Source organism: Sphingobium fuliginis, from assembly GCF_004152845.1.
Classification (GTDB): Bacteria; Pseudomonadota; Alphaproteobacteria; order Sphingomonadales; family Sphingomonadaceae; genus Sphingobium; species Sphingobium fuliginis.
Genome location: NZ_SEON01000002.1, coordinates 810,258 through 827,141 on the forward strand (window position 1 = coordinate 810,258; position 16,884 = coordinate 827,141).

The following is a 16,884-nucleotide window of genomic DNA, read 5'->3' on the forward strand; positions in this document are numbered from 1 at the left end:
CGGCCGGTTCAGTAAGACAGGGCAGCGTCCGCCGGGGCTTCCTCGGCGGACGTTCTGCTTTCGGGCGCCTGCGCGATCCGGACGGGCTGGAAACTGCCTTCGCTCTCGCCATTGGCGAATCTTTCGATGGAGGCCGGCAACGTCCGGACGGTCTGGGGCGGTTCGGCATGATCAGGCGCCATCTCGTCCCCCTGCGCCGCATAATCGCGCACCACAGGATCGTTCATTCCGTCCCAGCCAGCCATGTCGGCCGCCATCTGCCTGTCCGCAAGCGTCGGACCGCAGCCGTCGCAGCGAACGATGGCGGGGCCGGTCAAATCGGCAGACCCCATGTCGTAACCGGTCCCGTCGGGACTGACCGCCTGCGGCAAGGAGGTTTCGGTTCCAGGCCTGGGCTGTGTCGTGGCGTACAGGCCCAGACCGAAGCCGCCGGTCAGCGCCACCCCGGCACATGCACATGAAAACAACCAGAAACGCGCGGACATGGGGCAACCCTTCCTCTATCCTTCACCCGCCCCCTGACTTTCTCCGACCAAAACAACGCAAATGAAGATCGGTTGTTGCATGAGGAAAAAGCCTTTGCTAAGGGCCGCCTCCTACCAAGGCACCGGCCCCGCCGGTTCCCGGAAAATGTGCGGTCGTGGCGGAATTGGTAGACGCGCAACGTTGAGGTCGTTGTGGCCGAAAGGCCGTGGAAGTTCGAGTCTTCTCGACCGCACCATTTTCCTTGAGATCCAATAGTCTCATCATCGCCAAATTCAGAAACGCAGCGATGCGTATGCGGGCAGCATATGATTGGCTGGTTGGAAAATCTGGCCGGGCGCGCTCGCCAACCGAGGATGCTTCCCGCCATCGTCATTGAAAGCGCCACCGCCAGTCCCAATCTTGCGGCCTTTCACAGCCCTAAAAGGCGCATGGAACCATTTTCCCCTTGCCCCGGCGGCGATCCCATGCACAAAGCTTGCCAATTGCCGCACGGGTCATGGATTCAACCCGCAAGAAGCATGCGGCAGCAAGGATGACGTGATGGACGACGTGATGATGCAGGACCGCTCAGCCCCGGCATCGCCCCTTCCCCCGCAGGAAGTGGGAGAAGGCCTGTCCGTCATCTCCATCGCCAAAAGCTATGACAAGCGCGTCGTGCTGGCCGATGTGTCGCTGACCGTCGGCAAGGGCGAGGTGGTCGGCCTGCTCGGCCCCAATGGCGCGGGCAAGACGACCTGCTTCTATTCGGTGATGGGGCTGGTGCGGCCGGACCATGGCCGCATCGTGCTGGACGGGCAGGACATCACCGGCCTGCCCATGTACCGCCGGTCGATATTGGGGCTGGGCTATCTGCCGCAGGAAACATCGATCTTCCGGGGCCTGACCGTGGCGCAGAATATCGGCGCGGTGCTGGAACTGGCGGAACCGGACAGGGCGGCGCGGCAGGCGCGGCTGGAACAGTTGCTGGAGGAATTCGGCCTGACCCGGCTGCGCGATTCCTCCGCCATGGCGCTGTCGGGCGGCGAGCGGCGGCGGTGCGAGATCGCCCGCGCCTTGGCGGCCAATCCTTCGATCGTGCTGCTGGACGAGCCGTTCGCGGGCATCGATCCGCTGTCCATCGCGGATATTCGCGACCTGGTGAAGCAGTTGAAGACGCGCGGCATCGGCGTCCTCATCACCGACCATAATGTCCGCGAGACGCTGGAGATCGTGGACCGCGCCTGCATCATTTATGACGGCAAGGTGCTGTTCGCGGGCAGCCCGACGGAGCTGGTCGCCAATGCCGATGTGCGTCGGCTCTATCTGGGCGAGAATTTCTCGCTCTGACATGGGCGGCGGGCGGGTCCTTCCTGACGGCGGCGAGGGGGAAGGCTGATGGCGCTCGCGCCCCGTCTCGACCTGCGGCAGAGCCAGTCGCTGGTGATGACGCCGCAGCTTCAGCAGGCGATCAAGCTGCTGGCGCTGTCCAATCTGGAGATCGAGGCGTTCGTCGCGGGCGAACTGGAAAAGAACCCGTTATTGGAATCCGGCGGAGCGGATGATTTCGCGCCGCCCGCCGACGGCGTGGACCGGGCGGCGGAACAGCATGACCTGCGCGCCGAGACCGGCGATGCCGACCAGTTGATCGGCCAGGGTCTGGGCGGCGCGGATTCGCCGCTGGACGTCGACTATAGCGCGGAGACCTTCATCGACGATGGGCCGGGCGACCGGATGGCGACGGCGGCCATCGGTTCCGGCGGCATGGACCTGCTGTCCGGCGGCAGCGGCGAGGCGCCGGATTTCGACAGTTTCGCCAATCCGGAGCAGGGCCTTCAGGAACATCTGATGGATCAGGCCCGCAGCGCGCTGTCGGGCATGGACCTGATGATCGCCGCGCAACTGATCGGGCAGATCGACGAGGCCGGCTATCTGGAGGCCAATCTGCTGGAGACCGCCCATGGCATGGGGGTGCCGCTCTTTCAGGTCGAACAGGTGCTGGCGGTGATCCAGGCTTTCGATCCGACCGGAGTGGGTGCGCGGTCGCTGTCGGAATGTCTGGCGTTGCAGGCCAAGGAGGTCGATCGTTACGATCCCTGCATGGCGAAGCTGCTCGCCAATCTGGACCTGCTCGCCAAGGGGGCGCTGCCGCAGCTACGCCGGATCTGCGGCGTGGACGAGGAGGATATGGCGGACATGATCCGCGAGCTGCGCGACTATGATCCCAAGCCCGGCCTGCGCTTTTCCACCGAGAGCGCGGCGCCGGTGACGCCCGACCTGTTCGTGCGGCCGACGCGGGAGGGCTGGGCGATCGAGGTCAACAGCGCCACCCTGCCCCGCGTGCTGATCAACCGGACCTATTATGTCGAGCTGGCGTCCGGTCCGCAGGACAAGACGTCCAAGGCCTGGCTGGCCGACTGCCTCGCCAGCGCCAACTGGCTGGTCAAGGCGCTCGACCAGCGGCAGAAAACCATCATCAAGGTCGCGAGCGAGATCGTCCGCCAGCAGGAGGATTTCTTCCGCAAGGGGGTGGAGCATCTGAAGCCGCTGACGCTGAAGGCCGTGGCGGATGCGATCCAGATGCATGAATCGACCGTCAGCCGGGTGACGTCGAACAAATATCTGTCCTGCCCGCGCGGGCTTTACGAACTCAAATATTTCTTCACCAGCGGCGTTTCTGCGGCCGGGGGCGACGGCGCGGTGTCGGCCGAGGCAGTCAAGAGCCACATCAAGGCGCTGATCGCGGCCGAGACGCCCGACGCCATCTTGTCCGACGACACGCTGGTCGACCTGCTGCGCGCCAAGGGCATGGACATCGCCCGCCGCACCGTCGCCAAATATCGCGAGGCGATGGGGATCGGGTCATCGGTGCAGCGGCGGCGGCAGAAGGCGTTGCGCGGGCAGGCGGCTTAGCGCGGGTTTAGACGCGGAGAGCCCCCCTCTCCCCTTCGTCATGCTGAACTTGCTTCAGCATGACGAAGGGGAGAGGGTACAAATCCGCTCATAAGCTTGACCCGGCCGACACAAGCGGCAACATCGACCCCCTCTTCCCTCAAGGATTTCATCGTCATCCCATGTCCATCGCCTATCTGAACGGCCGCTTCCTGCCGCTGGAACAAGCCCAGCTGTCCGTGCTGGATCGCGGTTTCCTGTTCGCGGACGGCATTTATGAGGTCGCGGCGGTGATCGACGGCAAGCTGGTCGACAGCGCGTCCCATCTCGCCCGGCTGGAGCGGTCCACCCAAGCGATCGGCATCGCCCTGCCCCTCTCCCTGACGGAGATCGAGGCGGCACAGAAGGAACTGGTGGCGCGCAATGCGCTGGCCGAAGGGCTGGTCTATCTCCAGATCACCCGCGGCGCCGATGCGACCCGCGATTTCCTGCCCTCGCCCGGCATCCAGCCCACGCTGGTCATGTTCGTCCAGGCCAAGCCTTTCCTCGACGTGCCCGCCGTGCGCAACGGGATCGCGGTCGCGACCATGCCCGACCTGCGCTGGGCGCGGCGCGACATCAAGAGCGTCGGCCTGCTCGCCCAGGCCATGGCCAAGCGCGCCGCCGCCGAAGCAGGCGCGCAGGAGGCCTGGATGGTCGAGGACGGCTTCGTCACCGAAGGGGCTTCGTCCACGGCCTTCATCGTGACGGAGGAGGGCATCGTCACCCGGCCCTATAGTCAGGCGGTGCTGGCGGGCTGCACCGGCGCGGCGCTGACCGCGCTGGCGGAGGAAAGCGGCATCGCCATCGTCCGCCGCCCCTTCACCGTTGCGGAAGCGTTGGCGGCGAAGGAAGCCTTCATCACCAGCGCTTCGACGCTCTGCCAGTCGGTGGTGCGGATCGACGGCCGGGCCATTGGGGACGGCAAGCCCGGCCCGCTCGCGATGCGGCTGCGCGCGCTCTATATCGACTTTGCGCGGCGCACCGCTGTCTGAGCAAAAGGCGGTTTGAGCAAAAGAACGCGCAAAACTTGATCCATTTCGGATGAACTAAGGGAATGCCGCCATTCCCGCCATTTCGGCGGGGATCGAGGCTCCATTTTGGCGGTCCGTTACGGTGAGGCTGGAAAAGAGCCGTTTACAGGGCGCTCCATGAACGCGATGGGCGGCATTATCTCCATAATGGAGAATGGTTTGGCTGCGTAACGACGGCGTTGCGATAAGCTGGAACAAACAGGATGGAGATTTTCGGCGTGGGTTTGGATCATGATGAGATCGGTTTCGGCGCATCCCTGGACCAACCCTTCGGCGCGCGCGACGAACGGCCGGGCCTGCTGATCCTGGCCGACGACATCTATCTGGACGACGCCGCGATGCTGAGCCAGGCGGCGGGCCTTCGGCTGCTGGGCACGGTGCCGCTGGACCAGGCGTCGACCCGGCTGGACGTGCAGATCGGCTGCGACATCATCCTGTGCTTCTGCCCGACGCCCGATCCGATGATCGAGCGGCTGCTGGTGCAGATCGAGACCTTGGCGCTGCAGAACGACATGCCGGTCATATTAGTGGCCGATCTGGGAACCGTCGATCTTGCCTATGCCTGTCTGCGCAGCGAGCGGACGCAATTGCTTTGCCGGCCGGGGCATACGGATCTGGCCGCCGCCCTTCTGGCGGCCGCCCGCCAGAGGCCGTCCGGATCGCTGCACGAGGCGAACCGGGATAATGAAGGCCTGCGGCTGCAACAGTTGAGCGACGAGGTGAGCCGCCTCGCCCGCACGCTGGAGGCGCTGACGCTGCGCCCGCGCCATGCGACGCCGTCCTTCGACCTGGGGCCCCGCATATCGGACGAGCCGAGCGACTATATCGGCATGCCGGCGCTGGAACCGATCGGGAGCGCCGACAAGTCCGCCGATGCCGCGGCCCTGGAAGCGGCGCAGGTGCGCGACCTGTTGCGGGCGCGTCGCTTGCGCGACGATTTCCTGCCCGCCGATCTGTTCGCTGACCCGGCCTGGGACATGCTGCTGGACCTGCTGGCGGCGCGGCTGGAGCATGAGCGCGTGTCCGTGTCCAGCCTGTGCATCGCATCGGCCGTGCCGCCCACCACCGCGCTGCGCTGGATCAGGACGCTGACCGAGATGGGCTTTGTCGACAGGCAGGCCGATCCGCATGACGGGCGCCGCGTCTTCATCGCGCTGGCCGACCACACGGCGGAGGCGCTGACCCGCTGGTTCACCGCCAGCCGCCGTTTCCTTTGCGCATGACGTACCGGTGCGCATCGCCGCTTGACCGACGCCCGGATTGCCGTAGATAGGCGCGCACCGGACGCTTGGCATCAGGACAGGCATCGGGCGATTAGCTCAGTTGGTAGAGCGTCTCGTTTACACCGAGGATGTCGGCGGTTCGAGCCCGTCATCGCCCACCATGCCCCCTTCTTGGAGAAAGCTGTTCCCGCGGCCGGGGGAATGGCGTAAGGTTCCGGCAACGGAACGCTTTTGTGAGGCACTTGCATCATGTCTCTCACGCTTCTTCTCGCTGGAACGGTGGCCCCCTTCCTGCTGATGTTTTCGCCGGTTTCGCTGGCGGCCGCCCGCGATTGCCTGGATTGGGAAGCGCCGGCCAAGGCGGTGGACCTGGGCGTGGAGAAGCCCTGCCCGAAAAAGAAGCCGCCATTGCTGCTGATGTAAGCCCCGTCTCCACGGATATTGCGGCGCAGCGCCAGCGCTGCTAATCGGTGCGGCCATGATCCAGCCGCCTGAAATCATCCGAGTCACCAAGTCCCGCGTCTCCTGCGACGGTTCGGGCGACATTCCCGCCGCGCTCGGCCATCCGCGCGTCTTCCTTGAGATCGATGAGCATGGCTATATCGACTGCGGCTATTGCGACCGCCGCTTCGTGCTGACCGGCAGCGTTGCGGATACGCCGGAAATCGCCGGGCTGCCGGATATTCCTTCGGGCGCTAGCCTTTAAGTAGGGCAATCCCATTCAAATCGTTATTCCCGCGAAGGCGGAAATCCATCTCCTGCACGTTCCGCCTGACGCGAGTGGGGGAGATGGATCCCCGCCTTCGCGGGGATGATGGAAATGCCTTTTTAATTGGCTTAGGGCCAATCGACATTCAGATGATGACGAGCCGAGCCGAAGACCACCGAAGGTAAAATGATGGTTTTCCGTGACCCGGCGCGCAGCCTACTCAAAGTAGGTGAGCACCGGAACCACGGAAAAGCGTCATTTGCAGGCCGTCAAGGCTGAATGTCGATTGGCTCTAGCCTCTGCCGCCCCTATATCGGACGGCATGACCGATGCTGCTCCCCAGTTCACCGACGCCCGCGGCCTGCTCTACCGGCCCGGCCTCCTCGATCCCGACGGCGCGCGCCGCCTGACCGCCGAGGCGCTGAAAGGCTGCGACGATGGCGAACTCTACCTGCAATATCGGGCGAGCGAGAGCTTCGGCTTCGACGATGGGCGGCTGAAGACCGCCGATTATTCGACCGATGCGGGTTTCGGCCTGCGCGGCGTGTCGGGCGAGATGACCGGTTTCGCCCATGCCAACGACATCAGCGAAGCCGCGATCCGCCGGGCGGCCGAGACGCTGACGCTGCTCGATCCGGCCAAGGGGCAGCCCGCGCCGCCGCCGCAGCACACCAACCGCCATCTCTATACCGACGTCAATCCGCTGGAGATCGTGCCCTTTGCCGAGAAGGTGACGCTCTGCGCCGCCATCGACGCCGCCGCCCGCGCCCGCGATCCGCGCGTCGCGCAGGTGTCGGTGAGCCTGGCGGGAAGCTGGTCGGTGGTCGAGATCGTGCGCGCCGACGGCTTTACCGCGACCGACATCCGCCCGCTGGTGCGGCTCAACGTCTCCGTCATCCTGGAGGAGAATGGCCGCCGGGAGACGGGCGTGTTCGGCATTGGCGGGCGCTATCTCTACGATGAGGTGATGGAACCCGCCATCTGGAACCGCGCCATTGACGAGGCGCTGGCGCAGGCGCGGGTCAACCTGCGTTCCGTGGCCGCGCCCGCGGGCGAGATGACCGTGCTGCTGGGACCGGGCTGGCCGGGCGTGCTGGTGCATGAAGCCATCGGGCACGGCCTGGAGGGCGACTTCAACCGCAAGGGCACCAGCGCCTTTTCCGGCCGCGTGGGCCAGCGGGTCGCCGCGCCGGGCGTCACGGTGGTCGACGACGGATCGATCATGAGCCGGCGCGGCTCGCTCTCCATCGATGACGAGGGCACGCCGACGAAGGAAAATGTGCTGATCGAGGACGGCATCCTCAAGGGCTATATGCAGGATCGGCTGAACGCCCGGCTGATGGGCGTCGAACCCACCGGCAACGGCCGCCGCGAAAGCTATGCCCATGCGCCGATGCCGCGCATGACCAACACCTTCATCAAGGGCGGACAGGACGATCCGGAAGAGCTGCTGAGCCGGATGAAGTCGGGCATTTTCGCGAAAAGCTTCGGCGGCGGGCAGGTCGACATCGTGTCGGGCAAGTTCGTCTTCTCCTGCACCGAGGCCTATAAGGTCGAGAATGGCAGGCTGGGCGAGCCGATCAAGGGCGCGACGCTGATCGGGGACGGGCCGACGGCGCTGACCAAGGTGATCGGCATCGGCCATGACTGGGCGCTGGACGAAGGCATCGGCATGTGCGGCAAGGCCGGGCAGAGCGTGCCGGCGGGCGTGGGCCAGCCGACCCTGCTGATGGAGGGCCTTACCGTGGGCGGCACGGCGACCTGAGGCACCAACGCCACGGGCGGAGGAACCAGCGTGAGAGTGCGTCTTTATCTCTTTCATGAACATGCTGACCGACAGCCATGATGCGGTGACCGCCGATTGGGCGGCTGCCCTGCTGGATTTCTGGTTCAACCGGATCGGGGAACAGGGGTGGTGGAGCCATGATCCGGCGCTGGACCGGGCCTGTCAGGCGCGCTTCCGCGCATTATGGGAGGAAAAGCGCCATTTGCCCGCCGAAGAGTTTCTGGAGCGGGCCGATGACGCGCTGGCGGCGGTGTTGCTGTTCGACCAGTTGCCGCGCAACATGTTCAGGGGATCGGCGGCGGCGTTTTCGACCGATCCTCTTGCCAGGGAAGTGGCGCGCGGTGCGGTTGCCCATGGCTATGACATCCAGATCGGCGGGGCGGGGCGTCTGTTCTTCTACATGCCCTTCCAGCACAGCGAAGCGCTGGACGACCAGAAACTGTCGCTGAGCCTGTTCGAGGGAGCGGGCGACGAGAAGTCGCTGGCCTTTGCGCGGGAGCATTATGAGATGATTGAACGCTTCGGCCGCTTTCCGCATCGTAATGCGACGCTGGGTCGCGCGAACAGACCGGGCGAGGAAGAAGCGGCGAAGGAAGGTGGGAGTTGGTGAAGGCTTGGTAAGGCTTTCCCCACTCCGTCATGCTGGACTGTTTCAGCATGACGTTGGGGATGACTTCGTTACGACTGGGCTGATGGCTCCATCCCAATTGGGGGCCTGATCATAGGCAACGGCCGTGCCTAATTTTTAAGCATCGTCCTGGCGCTGCCCATTTTTTCAGCGCCCTGTTTTGACGCACCGCATCAAAAGCCCGCATTAACCCGCCTTTTACGAATTGGCACGCCTCTTGCTGAGTAGTTTGTCGCACACCAGTAACAGGGGGCGACATGAAACTTGTCATGGCTATCATCAAGCCGTTCAAGCTTGACGATGTCCGCGAGGCACTTTCCTCGCTCGGCATCGCCGGCATGACGGTGAGCGAAGTGAAGGGCTTCGGCCGCCAGAAGGGGCAGACCGAAATCTATCGCGGCGCCGAATATTCGACCAACATGGTTCCGAAGATCAAGATCGAGGTGGTCTGCGACGACGACCTCGCGCCGCGCGTCGTGGAAGCCACCCAGGCCGCCGCCAATTCCGGCGCCATCGGCGATGGCAAGATCTTCGTTCTCGATGTCGAGCAGGCAGTGCGCATCCGCACCGGCGAAACCGGCGAAACCGCTCTGTAAGGGGGGAATTAATGACCTTTTCCAAGAAGCTTAGCGGCGTCGCGGGGGCCATGGGCCTGTCGCTGTTCGCCGCGATGCCCGCCTGGGCACAGGCCGCCGCGCCCGCGGCCACCGTCGACAAGGGCGATACGGCCTGGATGATGACCTCCACGGTCCTGGTGCTGGCGATGATCCTGCCCGGCCTGGCGCTGTTCTATGGCGGCCTGGTCCGCACAAAGAACATGCTGTCGGTCATGACGCAGATCGGCGCCGTGGCCTGCCTCGCCATGCTGATCTGGGTGATCTACGGCTATTCCATGGCGTTCGGCCCGGATTACACCAGCGGCCTCAGCAACTTCATCTCGACCTTCGACAAGGCCTTCCTGAAGGGCATCACGCCCGCATCGCAGGCGGCGACCTTCACCGCGGGCGTCGAAATCCCCGAATATGTGTTCGTCAGCTTCCAGATGACCTTTGCCGCGATCACCGTGGCGCTGGTGCTGGGTTCGGTGGTCGAGCGCATCAAATTCTCGGCCGTGATGGTGTTCGCCATCGTGTGGCTGACCATCGTCTACTTCCCGATCGCGCACATGGTCTGGGCGGCGAGTGGCCTGTTCTTCAAGGCTGGCGCGCTGGACTTCGCGGGCGGCACCGTGGTGCACATCAACGCCGGCGTCTCGGCGCTGGTCGCCTGCCTCATTCTGGGCAAGCGCGTGGGCTTCCCCAAGGAACCGATGCCGCCGCACAGCCTGACGCTGACCGGTGTCGGCACCGGCCTGCTGTGGGTCGGCTGGTTCGGCTTCAACGCCGGTTCGGCGCTGGAAGCCAATGGCTCGGCCGCTCTCGCGATGATCAACACCTTCGTCGCCACCGCCTCGGCCGGTCTGTTCTGGATGCTTGCCGAGCGCGTCAACGGCCACAAGGGTTCGGCCCTGGGCTTCTGTTCGGGCATCATCGCCGGTCTGGTCGCCGTCACCCCGGCCGCCGGCAATTCCGGACCCTTCGGCGCGATCGTCCTGGGCGCCGTCGCTTCGATCGTCTGCTTCTATGCCGTCACCGTCCTCAAGCCGAAGCTCGGCTATGACGACTCGCTGGACGCCTTCGGCATCCACGGCATCGGCGGCATGATCGGCGCCATCGGCACCGCCATCGTCTACTCGCCCTCGCTGGGCGGTCCGGGCGCTGCGGACTATGACATGGGCGCCAAGCTGGTCGTCCAGATCGAAGCGGTCCTGACCACCATCGTCTGGGCGTCGATCGGCACCGCCATCGCCATCTTCATCGCCAAGGCGGTCACTGGCCTGCGCGTCAGCAAGGAGGTCGAACTGGAAGGCCTCGACCTCGGCGAACATGGCGAGCGCGCCTACAACCCGTAAGTTTGGCAGGGCGGGCCGGTAAGGACGGCCCGCCCGCCCCACCTTGTTCCTCCTGCGAACATGCCTTGGGACCGATGCGCAAGTATCGGTCCCTTTTTTTGTCAGGTCCGGGGGCGGGTCCAGAGCATGTCCGGCCGCGATGTTCCAGCGGGCCAGCGGCGGGCGCGGCCCGGCACCTGAAGGCCCGCGCGAAAGACCCAGCGGAGCTTGTCGCCTTTCGGCGTGGTGACGCGATGGTCCCAGGCATGGTCGCCCCGGCGCGCCACTTCTCGGGCGATGTCGCCATAGATGCCGGCGGCGGCGAGGACCGCCCAGGCGGATCGCGGCGGCAGGGCGCCGGTGCCGTGGCGGGCGCTTTCCTCATAGGCGGCGGCCATGTTGGCCATGCGACGGGCAAGGATGGCGAGGCGCGGGCGGACCCACGGCTTCATATGCTCGCCCGGCGGGATGTCCATTTCGACCAGCCATTCCTCCGGCAGGTAGCAGCGGTCGGCGGCCTCATCCTCGCTGATGTCGCGGGCGATATTGGCGAGCTGGAAGGCAAGGCCCAAGTCGCAGGCGCGGTCGAGCGTGGCTTCGTCGCCGGGATCGACGCCCATCAGGATCGCCATCATGCAGCCGACCGTGCCCGCCACATGGTAGCAGTAGCGCAGCATGTCCGCCTCGCTGCGCGGGCGCCATTCGCGTGCGTCGAGGGCGAAGCCTTCGATCAGGTCATGAGCGTAGCGCTCCGGAATCGCGCATTCGCGCATGACGAGGCCGAAGCCGTCGAAGGCCGGATCGCCGGTGGGTTCGCCCTGAAGCGCCGAACCGGTCAGCACGCGGATGGTGGAGAGGCGCGCCTGACCGTCCGCGACGCCGCGCATCGTGCCGCCATGGTCCTGCCCGTCCGCGATGTCGTCGCATTTGCGGCACCAGGCGTAGAGCAGCCATGCCCGTTCGCGGGTGGAACGGTCGAAGAGTCTGGAAGCGAGCGCAAAGGATTTGGAACCCCTGGCGATGCTGTCGCGAGCCTGGGCGATGAGGGAGGGGCGGTCAGGAAATTCGGAGGACATGGTCAGGACATGCCCTGCGCAGGCGCCAAAGTCACCCGACCTCCGTTCATTTCGAGCGAAGTTGAGAAACGGCTATCCGGCGTGGACAAATTCAAGACTCGCCGGATTGGGTGATTTGGGTGGATTGCGGACATTCCCCCTCCCGCAGGCGGGAGGGGGTTAGGGGGTGGGCTGGCGCGGCATCTGCGCTGTTTTGCAACGGCTAAGTCAGAAGCTCGCTGCGCTCGCGCCCACCCCTAACCCCTCCCGCCTGCGGGAGGGGAATGTCTTGGATTGGCCATTTCCCGGCATTCCGAATTTGTCCGCAGCGTGGCTCAGCGCTTCCCGTTTCTCGGAACGGGTCCTGCTATGGGATCACAACCGATCCGCCTTCATCGCGAAGATGGTTTCATGCGGCTGATAGGCCGCCATCCTGTCGAGCAATGCCTCGATCGCGTTGGCATGGATCAGGATATTGGCGTGTTGCGCGCGGATGAAGCCCGCCTCCACCATATGCTGGTTGAAAGCGATGAGTTGGTCATAGAAGCCCGCGACATTGAGCAGGCCGACCGGCTTGCGGTGATAGCCGAGCTGCGCCCAACTGATCGCTTCCCACAATTCATCCATCGTGCCGACGCCGCCCGGCAAGGTCACGAAGCCGTCGGACAGGTCGGTGAAAAGCTGCTTGCGCTGGTGCATGGTCTGGACGACGTGCAGTTCCGTGCAGCCGCGATGGGCGACTTCGGCCCCGACCAGCGCTTCGGGGATGACGCCGATCACTTCGCCGCCCGCTGCCAGCGCCGCGTCGGCCACCGCGCCCATCAGTCCCAGCCGGCCACCGCCATAGACGACGCCGATGCCCCGTTCGGCTAGGATGCGTCCGACATCGCGGGCAGATTCGACATAGGCGGGATCGGCCGGGGTGGCCGAGCCGCAATAGACAGCCAGTCTCTTCATAAATCCTTCATGTCAGGCCAGGTCTTCCAGCATCAATGCGGCCGTCGCCTTGGCGCTGCCGACCACGCCGGGAATGCCCGCCCCCGGATGCGTGCCCGCCCCTACCAGATAGAGGTTGGGAATGACGTCGTCGCGATTATGCGCGCGGAACCAGGCGCTCTGGGTCAACAGCGGCTCCAGGCTGAATGCGCTGCCCAGATGCGCCGACAGGTCGCGACGAAAGTCTGGCGGCGCATAATGGAACCGCGTCACAATGCGCGAGCGGATGTCCGGAATCAGGCGATGCTGGATCTCGTCTAGGATACGTTCCGCATAGGCCGGCGCGAAACGGTCCCAATCGATAGGCAGCTTGCCCAGATGCGGCACCGGGGCAAGCGCGTAGAAGGTCGAATGGCCCTCCGGCGCCATGCTGGGGTCGGTGACGGTCGGATGGTGCAGGTAGAGCGAAAAATCCTGCGGCAACACGCCATAATCATAGATGTCGGTCAGCAGCCCTTCATAGCGCGGGCCGAACAGGATCATATGGTGCGGGATGCCCGGCCAGCTTCCCCGGATGCCGAAATGCAGCACGAACAGGCTGGGCGACCAGCGCTTGCGGGCAAGCTTCGCCGCCTGTTTCTCGCCCCTGGGATGATGGCCGATCAGGTCGCGATAGCTGTGCATCAGGTCGGCGTTGGAGGCGACGGCATCCGCCTCCCCCCGCCAGCCCGAAGCGGTGCGCACGGCGACGGCGCGGTCGCCATAGGTTTCGATCTGCACCACCGGATCGGCGAGGCGCAGCGTGCCGCCCAGCCGCTCGAAATGCGTGGCCATCGCCTGGACGAGGCGGTTGGTGCCGCCCTTGGCGAACCAGACGCCGCCATCCTTCTCCAGCTTGTGGATCAGGGCGTAGATCGAGCTGGTCTGCATCGGATTGCCGCCGACCAGCAACGTGTGGAAGGAGAGCGCCTGCCGCAGCTTCTCATCCTTCACATGAGAGGAAACCACGGAATAGACGGAGCGCCACGCCTGATGCTTCATCAGCGCGGGCGCGGCGCGGACCATGGAGGCGAAGTCGAGGAAGGCGACCGAGCCGAGCTTGCGATACCCCTCCTGATAAACGCCGTCGGCATAGTCGAGGAAGCTTTCATAGCCCGCGACATCCTCCGGATTGAGCCGGGCGATCTGGGCGCGGAGGGCGGTTTCGTCGTTGGAATAGTCGAAATTCGTGCCGTCGCGCCAGTTGAGCCGGTAGAAGGGGGAGACGGGGACGAGGCTGACATCCTCCGCCATGTCGTGGCCCGAAAGGCGCCACAACTCGCCCAGGCAATCGGGATCGGTGATGACGGTCGGCCCGGCGTCGAAGACGAAGCCGTCCTTTTCCCACATATAGGCGCGGCCCCCCGGACGGTCGCGCGCCTCGACCAGAGTGGTGTCGATTCCGGCGGATTGCAGGCGGATGGCCAGCGCAAGGCCGCCGAAGCCCGCGCCGATGACGATCGCTTTCCGGTTCATCGGGTCCGGTTCATCAGGCGGGAGGGCTCAACAGGGCGCGCATGGCGTCCCTTATGGGCACGGGGGGCCGCCCGCACAAGATGCGGATGCGATCCCCGAGCGTCGAGCGGCCCGCATAGAAGCGGCCGATAAGGGAGGGATCAAGCCGATAGAAACGTTCGAAGATGCGCCAGCGCTGGTCCGGTCTGGCCGCGCCGAACAGCATGCGGCCGAGCAACCGGTAATAAGCGCCCTGCCGCCAATGGTCCCGCGCCCAACCGCGCGTGGCCTGGGCGAGCAGTTGCCCCTCCACCGGCCATTCATTCGCCAGGCGCAGCGCGAAGCGCACCGCATCGGGCAGGGAATAGCCGGTCATGGGCTGGAATAGCGCCGCCCTTGCCCCCAGCCGCGCGACCGGATCGTCCTGCGGCCAGAAGCGGTCGAAATCGCCGCCGTGGACGACCGGAAGGACGCCGCTTTCGCCATGGACGACCTCCTCCACCTGCCAGTCCCGCGCCCGCGCATAGGCGGCGATCCGGGCGCCGAGCATGGGCACGTCGAGGTTCGGCGTGTCGCTATAATAAGTATCCTCGACGAAGACGGTCCGTTCGTCCCAGGGCAGCAGATAGACGAAGCGATAGCCGTCCATCTGCTCGACCGTGGCGTCCATGACGACCGGACGGGAAAGGCCGTGCGGGGCACGGAGGCGCAGGGTCTGGCCGACGAATTTCTGCCAGCCGCACCGCAGGGCGGAAAGATCGCCGCCCCCTCTGGCGTCGAGCACGGCCTTGGCGCGGACGACGCGGCCGTCGGACAGGGTGACGCTGGTGGGCGTCAGCCCGGTGGCCTGCGCGCCGGTCAGCACGGCATCGCCAAGCCGCTCCCGGACATGGGCGTCGAGGCGCGCCGAGGTGATGCTGTTATAAGGCACGGCAAGTTGGCGGCAGTGGCCGGGGAAGCGGACCTCATAACCCTCCGGCCAGCGATGGGCGATCAGGGGCTCGACCAGCCAGCGGTCCCCGGCGTCAACGTCGCTGTCGAAGAAGGACCAGATATGATTGCCGCCCAGCCGATCGTCGCTTTCCAGCAGGCGCAGGGAGACATGCGGGTGGCGCGCCGCGAGGGCGAGCGCGGTCAGGCTGCCGGCAAGGCCGCCGCCCACTATCGCCACGTCGCAATCGGTCATGGTCGCCATCGCACCCTTGTTAGGGGCTGCGCGGGGAAATGCACGGATTGATTTTCACACCGGCATAGTATAGGGGGGTACCCTATGCATATCGTGGCGGATCGGGACAAGCTGCTGGCGCGGGTGCGGCGCATCGCGGGGCAGATCGGCGCCGTAGAACGGCAATTGTCGGGCGATGCGGGTTGTTCGGAAACGCTGCAACTCGTCGCCTCCGTGCGGGGTGCGGTCGGCAGCCTGATGGAAGAATTGATCGAGCAGCATATGCGCGAACATGTCGCCCGGCCGGGCATCAGCGACGCAGCGCGAGAGACCGCGGCGGAGGAAATGCTGGCGCTGATCCGGCGCTACGGGAAATGAGCATGCACGACGACCATGGCCATGGCGGCCACCATCATCCCGAGGGCCATGATCATGTGCATGGCATTCCGGTGGCCAATGCGGATGATGGCGAGGAAAGCCATTATTTCGACCATATCTACCTGACGCGCGGACATGACGAGAATGCCCGCAAGACGATCTGGGTGGTGTGGCTGACCGCGGCGACCATGGTGGTCGAGATCGTCTTCGGCTGGCTGACCGGGTCGATGGCGCTGCTGGCCGACGGCTTCCACATGGCGACCCATGCCGGCGCGCTGGCGGTGGCGGCCGCCGCCTATGGCTATGCCCGGCGGCATGCGCGCAACCCGCGCTATACGTTCGGGACAGGCAAGGTGGGCGACCTGTCCGGCTTCGCATCCGCGCTGATCCTGGCCTTCACCGCCCTGTTCATCGCCGTCGAGTCCGTGATGCGCTTCTTCGAACCGGTGAAGGTGGCCTTTGGCGAAGCGACGCTGGTCGCGGTGATCGGCCTGATCATCAACCTGATCAGCGCCCTGCTGCTGGGACACGACCATAGCCATGATCACGGGCATGATCACGGGCATGATCATGATCACAGGCATGGCCATGCCGACAATAATCTGCGCGCCGCCTATGTGCATGTGCTGACCGACGCGCTGACGTCGGTGCTGGCGATCATGGCGTTGCTGGCGGGGCGCTATATGGGCTGGTGGTGGCTGGACCCCGCCGTCGGCCTGCTGGGCGCGGTGGTGATCGCGCGCTGGGCCTGGGGGCTGATGAAGGATACCGCCGCGATCCTGCTCGACACGGCCGAACCGGCGCTGATGGCGCGGATCAAGGCGCTGGCCGAGACGGAAGGGGCGACCATCCGCGACCTGCATGTCTGGCGCATCGGGCCGCATGCCCATGCCGCGATCGTCAGCCTGGCCCCCGGCGCCGATGTCGCCGCCGTGCGCCGCCAGGTCCGCGCCCTGCCGCGCATGGAGCATGTGACGGTGGAGTGCGGATAGCCAGCCCGCAGACTCCGCTACCGAAGAGATAATCCTTAAGAGTTAGAGCAGCGAAACCGCCGGGTTAAGGCGGAAATTCACCACGATGGCAGATCGGCATGGCTTGACTCGACTCGGGCGGCCATTCAATTTCCCTTACGGAAATCTATAAAATACCGTCG

Annotated in this window: 17 protein-coding genes and 2 tRNA genes; 14 read left to right on the forward strand and 5 right to left on the reverse strand. The window is 65.3% G+C overall.

The features are described 5' to 3' along the window. Nucleotides 1–8 precede the first annotated feature (8 nt). A complete protein-coding gene (locus EWH10_RS08725) occupies nt 9–485 on the reverse strand; it encodes a hypothetical protein (protein WP_044661259.1) in 477 nt (158 codons plus the stop codon). A 149-nt stretch (nt 486–634) separates the two neighbouring features. On the opposite strand from EWH10_RS08725, the gene EWH10_RS08730 reads away from it, so the two are divergent. From EWH10_RS08730 to EWH10_RS08780, 12 genes are all read left to right on the forward strand, one after another. Next, nucleotides 635–721 (forward strand) — tRNA-Leu (locus EWH10_RS08730). A 305-nt stretch (nt 722–1,026) separates the two neighbouring features. Continuing rightward, entirely contained in the window at nt 1,027–1,812 is a 786-nt protein-coding gene (gene lptB / locus EWH10_RS08735) for an LPS export ABC transporter ATP-binding protein (protein ID WP_025549950.1), read from the forward strand. Nucleotides 1,813–1,860: 48 nt separating this feature from the next. Then, complete coding sequence (gene rpoN, locus EWH10_RS08740; protein ID WP_044661258.1) at nt 1,861–3,375, forward strand: RNA polymerase factor sigma-54; 1,515 nt, start codon at nt 1,861–1,863, stop codon at nt 3,373–3,375. 161 nt (nt 3,376–3,536) lie between these two features. After that, nucleotides 3,537–4,388: a D-amino-acid transaminase gene (locus tag EWH10_RS08745; RefSeq protein ID WP_044661257.1), complete on the forward strand. Its 852-nt coding sequence runs from the start codon at nt 3,537–3,539 to the stop codon at nt 4,386–4,388. A 257-nt stretch (nt 4,389–4,645) separates the two neighbouring features. Further along, nucleotides 4,646–5,650: a winged helix DNA-binding protein gene (locus EWH10_RS08750; RefSeq protein WP_170825632.1), complete on the forward strand. Its 1,005-nt coding sequence runs from the start codon at nt 4,646–4,648 to the stop codon at nt 5,648–5,650. A gap of 85 nt (nt 5,651–5,735) precedes the next feature. Then, nucleotides 5,736–5,811 (forward strand) — tRNA-Val (locus tag EWH10_RS08755). An 88-nt stretch (nt 5,812–5,899) separates the two neighbouring features. After that, complete coding sequence (locus tag EWH10_RS21720; protein ID WP_165363344.1) at nt 5,900–6,073, forward strand: hypothetical protein; 174 nt, start codon at nt 5,900–5,902, stop codon at nt 6,071–6,073. 55 nt (nt 6,074–6,128) lie between these two features. Next, on the forward strand, nt 6,129–6,356 hold the full coding sequence (locus tag EWH10_RS08760) for a zinc-finger domain-containing protein (protein ID WP_065846926.1): 228 nt from the start codon (nt 6,129–6,131) through the stop codon (nt 6,354–6,356). Between the two features lie 325 nt (nt 6,357–6,681). Then, entirely contained in the window at nt 6,682–8,124 is a 1,443-nt protein-coding gene (tldD, locus tag EWH10_RS08765) for a metalloprotease TldD (RefSeq protein ID WP_044661254.1), read from the forward strand. A gap of 55 nt (nt 8,125–8,179) precedes the next feature. Beyond that, a complete protein-coding gene (locus EWH10_RS08770; protein WP_025549955.1) occupies nt 8,180–8,755 on the forward strand; it encodes a DUF924 family protein in 576 nt (191 codons plus the stop codon). Nucleotides 8,756–9,030: 275 nt separating this feature from the next. Next, nucleotides 9,031–9,369, forward strand: a complete 339-nt coding sequence (locus EWH10_RS08775) for a P-II family nitrogen regulator (RefSeq protein ID WP_013847864.1) — start codon at nt 9,031–9,033, stop codon at nt 9,367–9,369. A gap of 11 nt (nt 9,370–9,380) precedes the next feature. Next, nucleotides 9,381–10,724, forward strand: a complete 1,344-nt coding sequence (locus EWH10_RS08780; protein ID WP_025549956.1) for an ammonium transporter — start codon at nt 9,381–9,383, stop codon at nt 10,722–10,724. Between the two features lie 101 nt (nt 10,725–10,825). On the opposite strand, the gene EWH10_RS08785 is transcribed toward EWH10_RS08780, so the two are convergent. The 4 genes from EWH10_RS08785 to crtY form a co-directional block, all read right to left on the reverse strand. Continuing rightward, nucleotides 10,826–11,779, reverse strand: coding sequence for a phytoene/squalene synthase family protein (locus EWH10_RS08785; protein WP_044661252.1), 954 nt, complete (start codon nt 11,777–11,779; stop codon nt 10,826–10,828). A gap of 354 nt (nt 11,780–12,133) precedes the next feature. Next, a complete protein-coding gene (locus EWH10_RS08790) occupies nt 12,134–12,715 on the reverse strand; it encodes an LOG family protein (RefSeq protein ID WP_044661251.1) in 582 nt (193 codons plus the stop codon). A 12-nt stretch (nt 12,716–12,727) separates the two neighbouring features. Further along, the gene (locus EWH10_RS08795) at nt 12,728–14,209 is read right to left on the reverse strand and encodes a phytoene desaturase (RefSeq protein ID WP_025552140.1); all 1,482 of its coding nucleotides are present in this window, start codon (nt 14,207–14,209) and stop codon (nt 12,728–12,730) included. A gap of 13 nt (nt 14,210–14,222) precedes the next feature. Beyond that, entirely contained in the window at nt 14,223–15,383 is a 1,161-nt protein-coding gene (crtY, locus tag EWH10_RS08800; protein WP_044661250.1) for a lycopene beta-cyclase CrtY, read from the reverse strand. A gap of 75 nt (nt 15,384–15,458) precedes the next feature. Between crtY and EWH10_RS08805 the strand changes: the two genes are divergently transcribed. Further along, entirely contained in the window at nt 15,459–15,731 is a 273-nt protein-coding gene (locus EWH10_RS08805) for a metal/formaldehyde-sensitive transcriptional repressor (protein ID WP_044661249.1), read from the forward strand. Beyond that, a complete protein-coding gene (dmeF, locus tag EWH10_RS08810; protein WP_044661248.1) occupies nt 15,728–16,723 on the forward strand; it encodes a CDF family Co(II)/Ni(II) efflux transporter DmeF in 996 nt (331 codons plus the stop codon). Before EWH10_RS08805 ends, dmeF begins: the two co-directional genes overlap by 4 nt. The last annotated feature ends 161 nt before the right edge of the window (nt 16,724–16,884 follow it).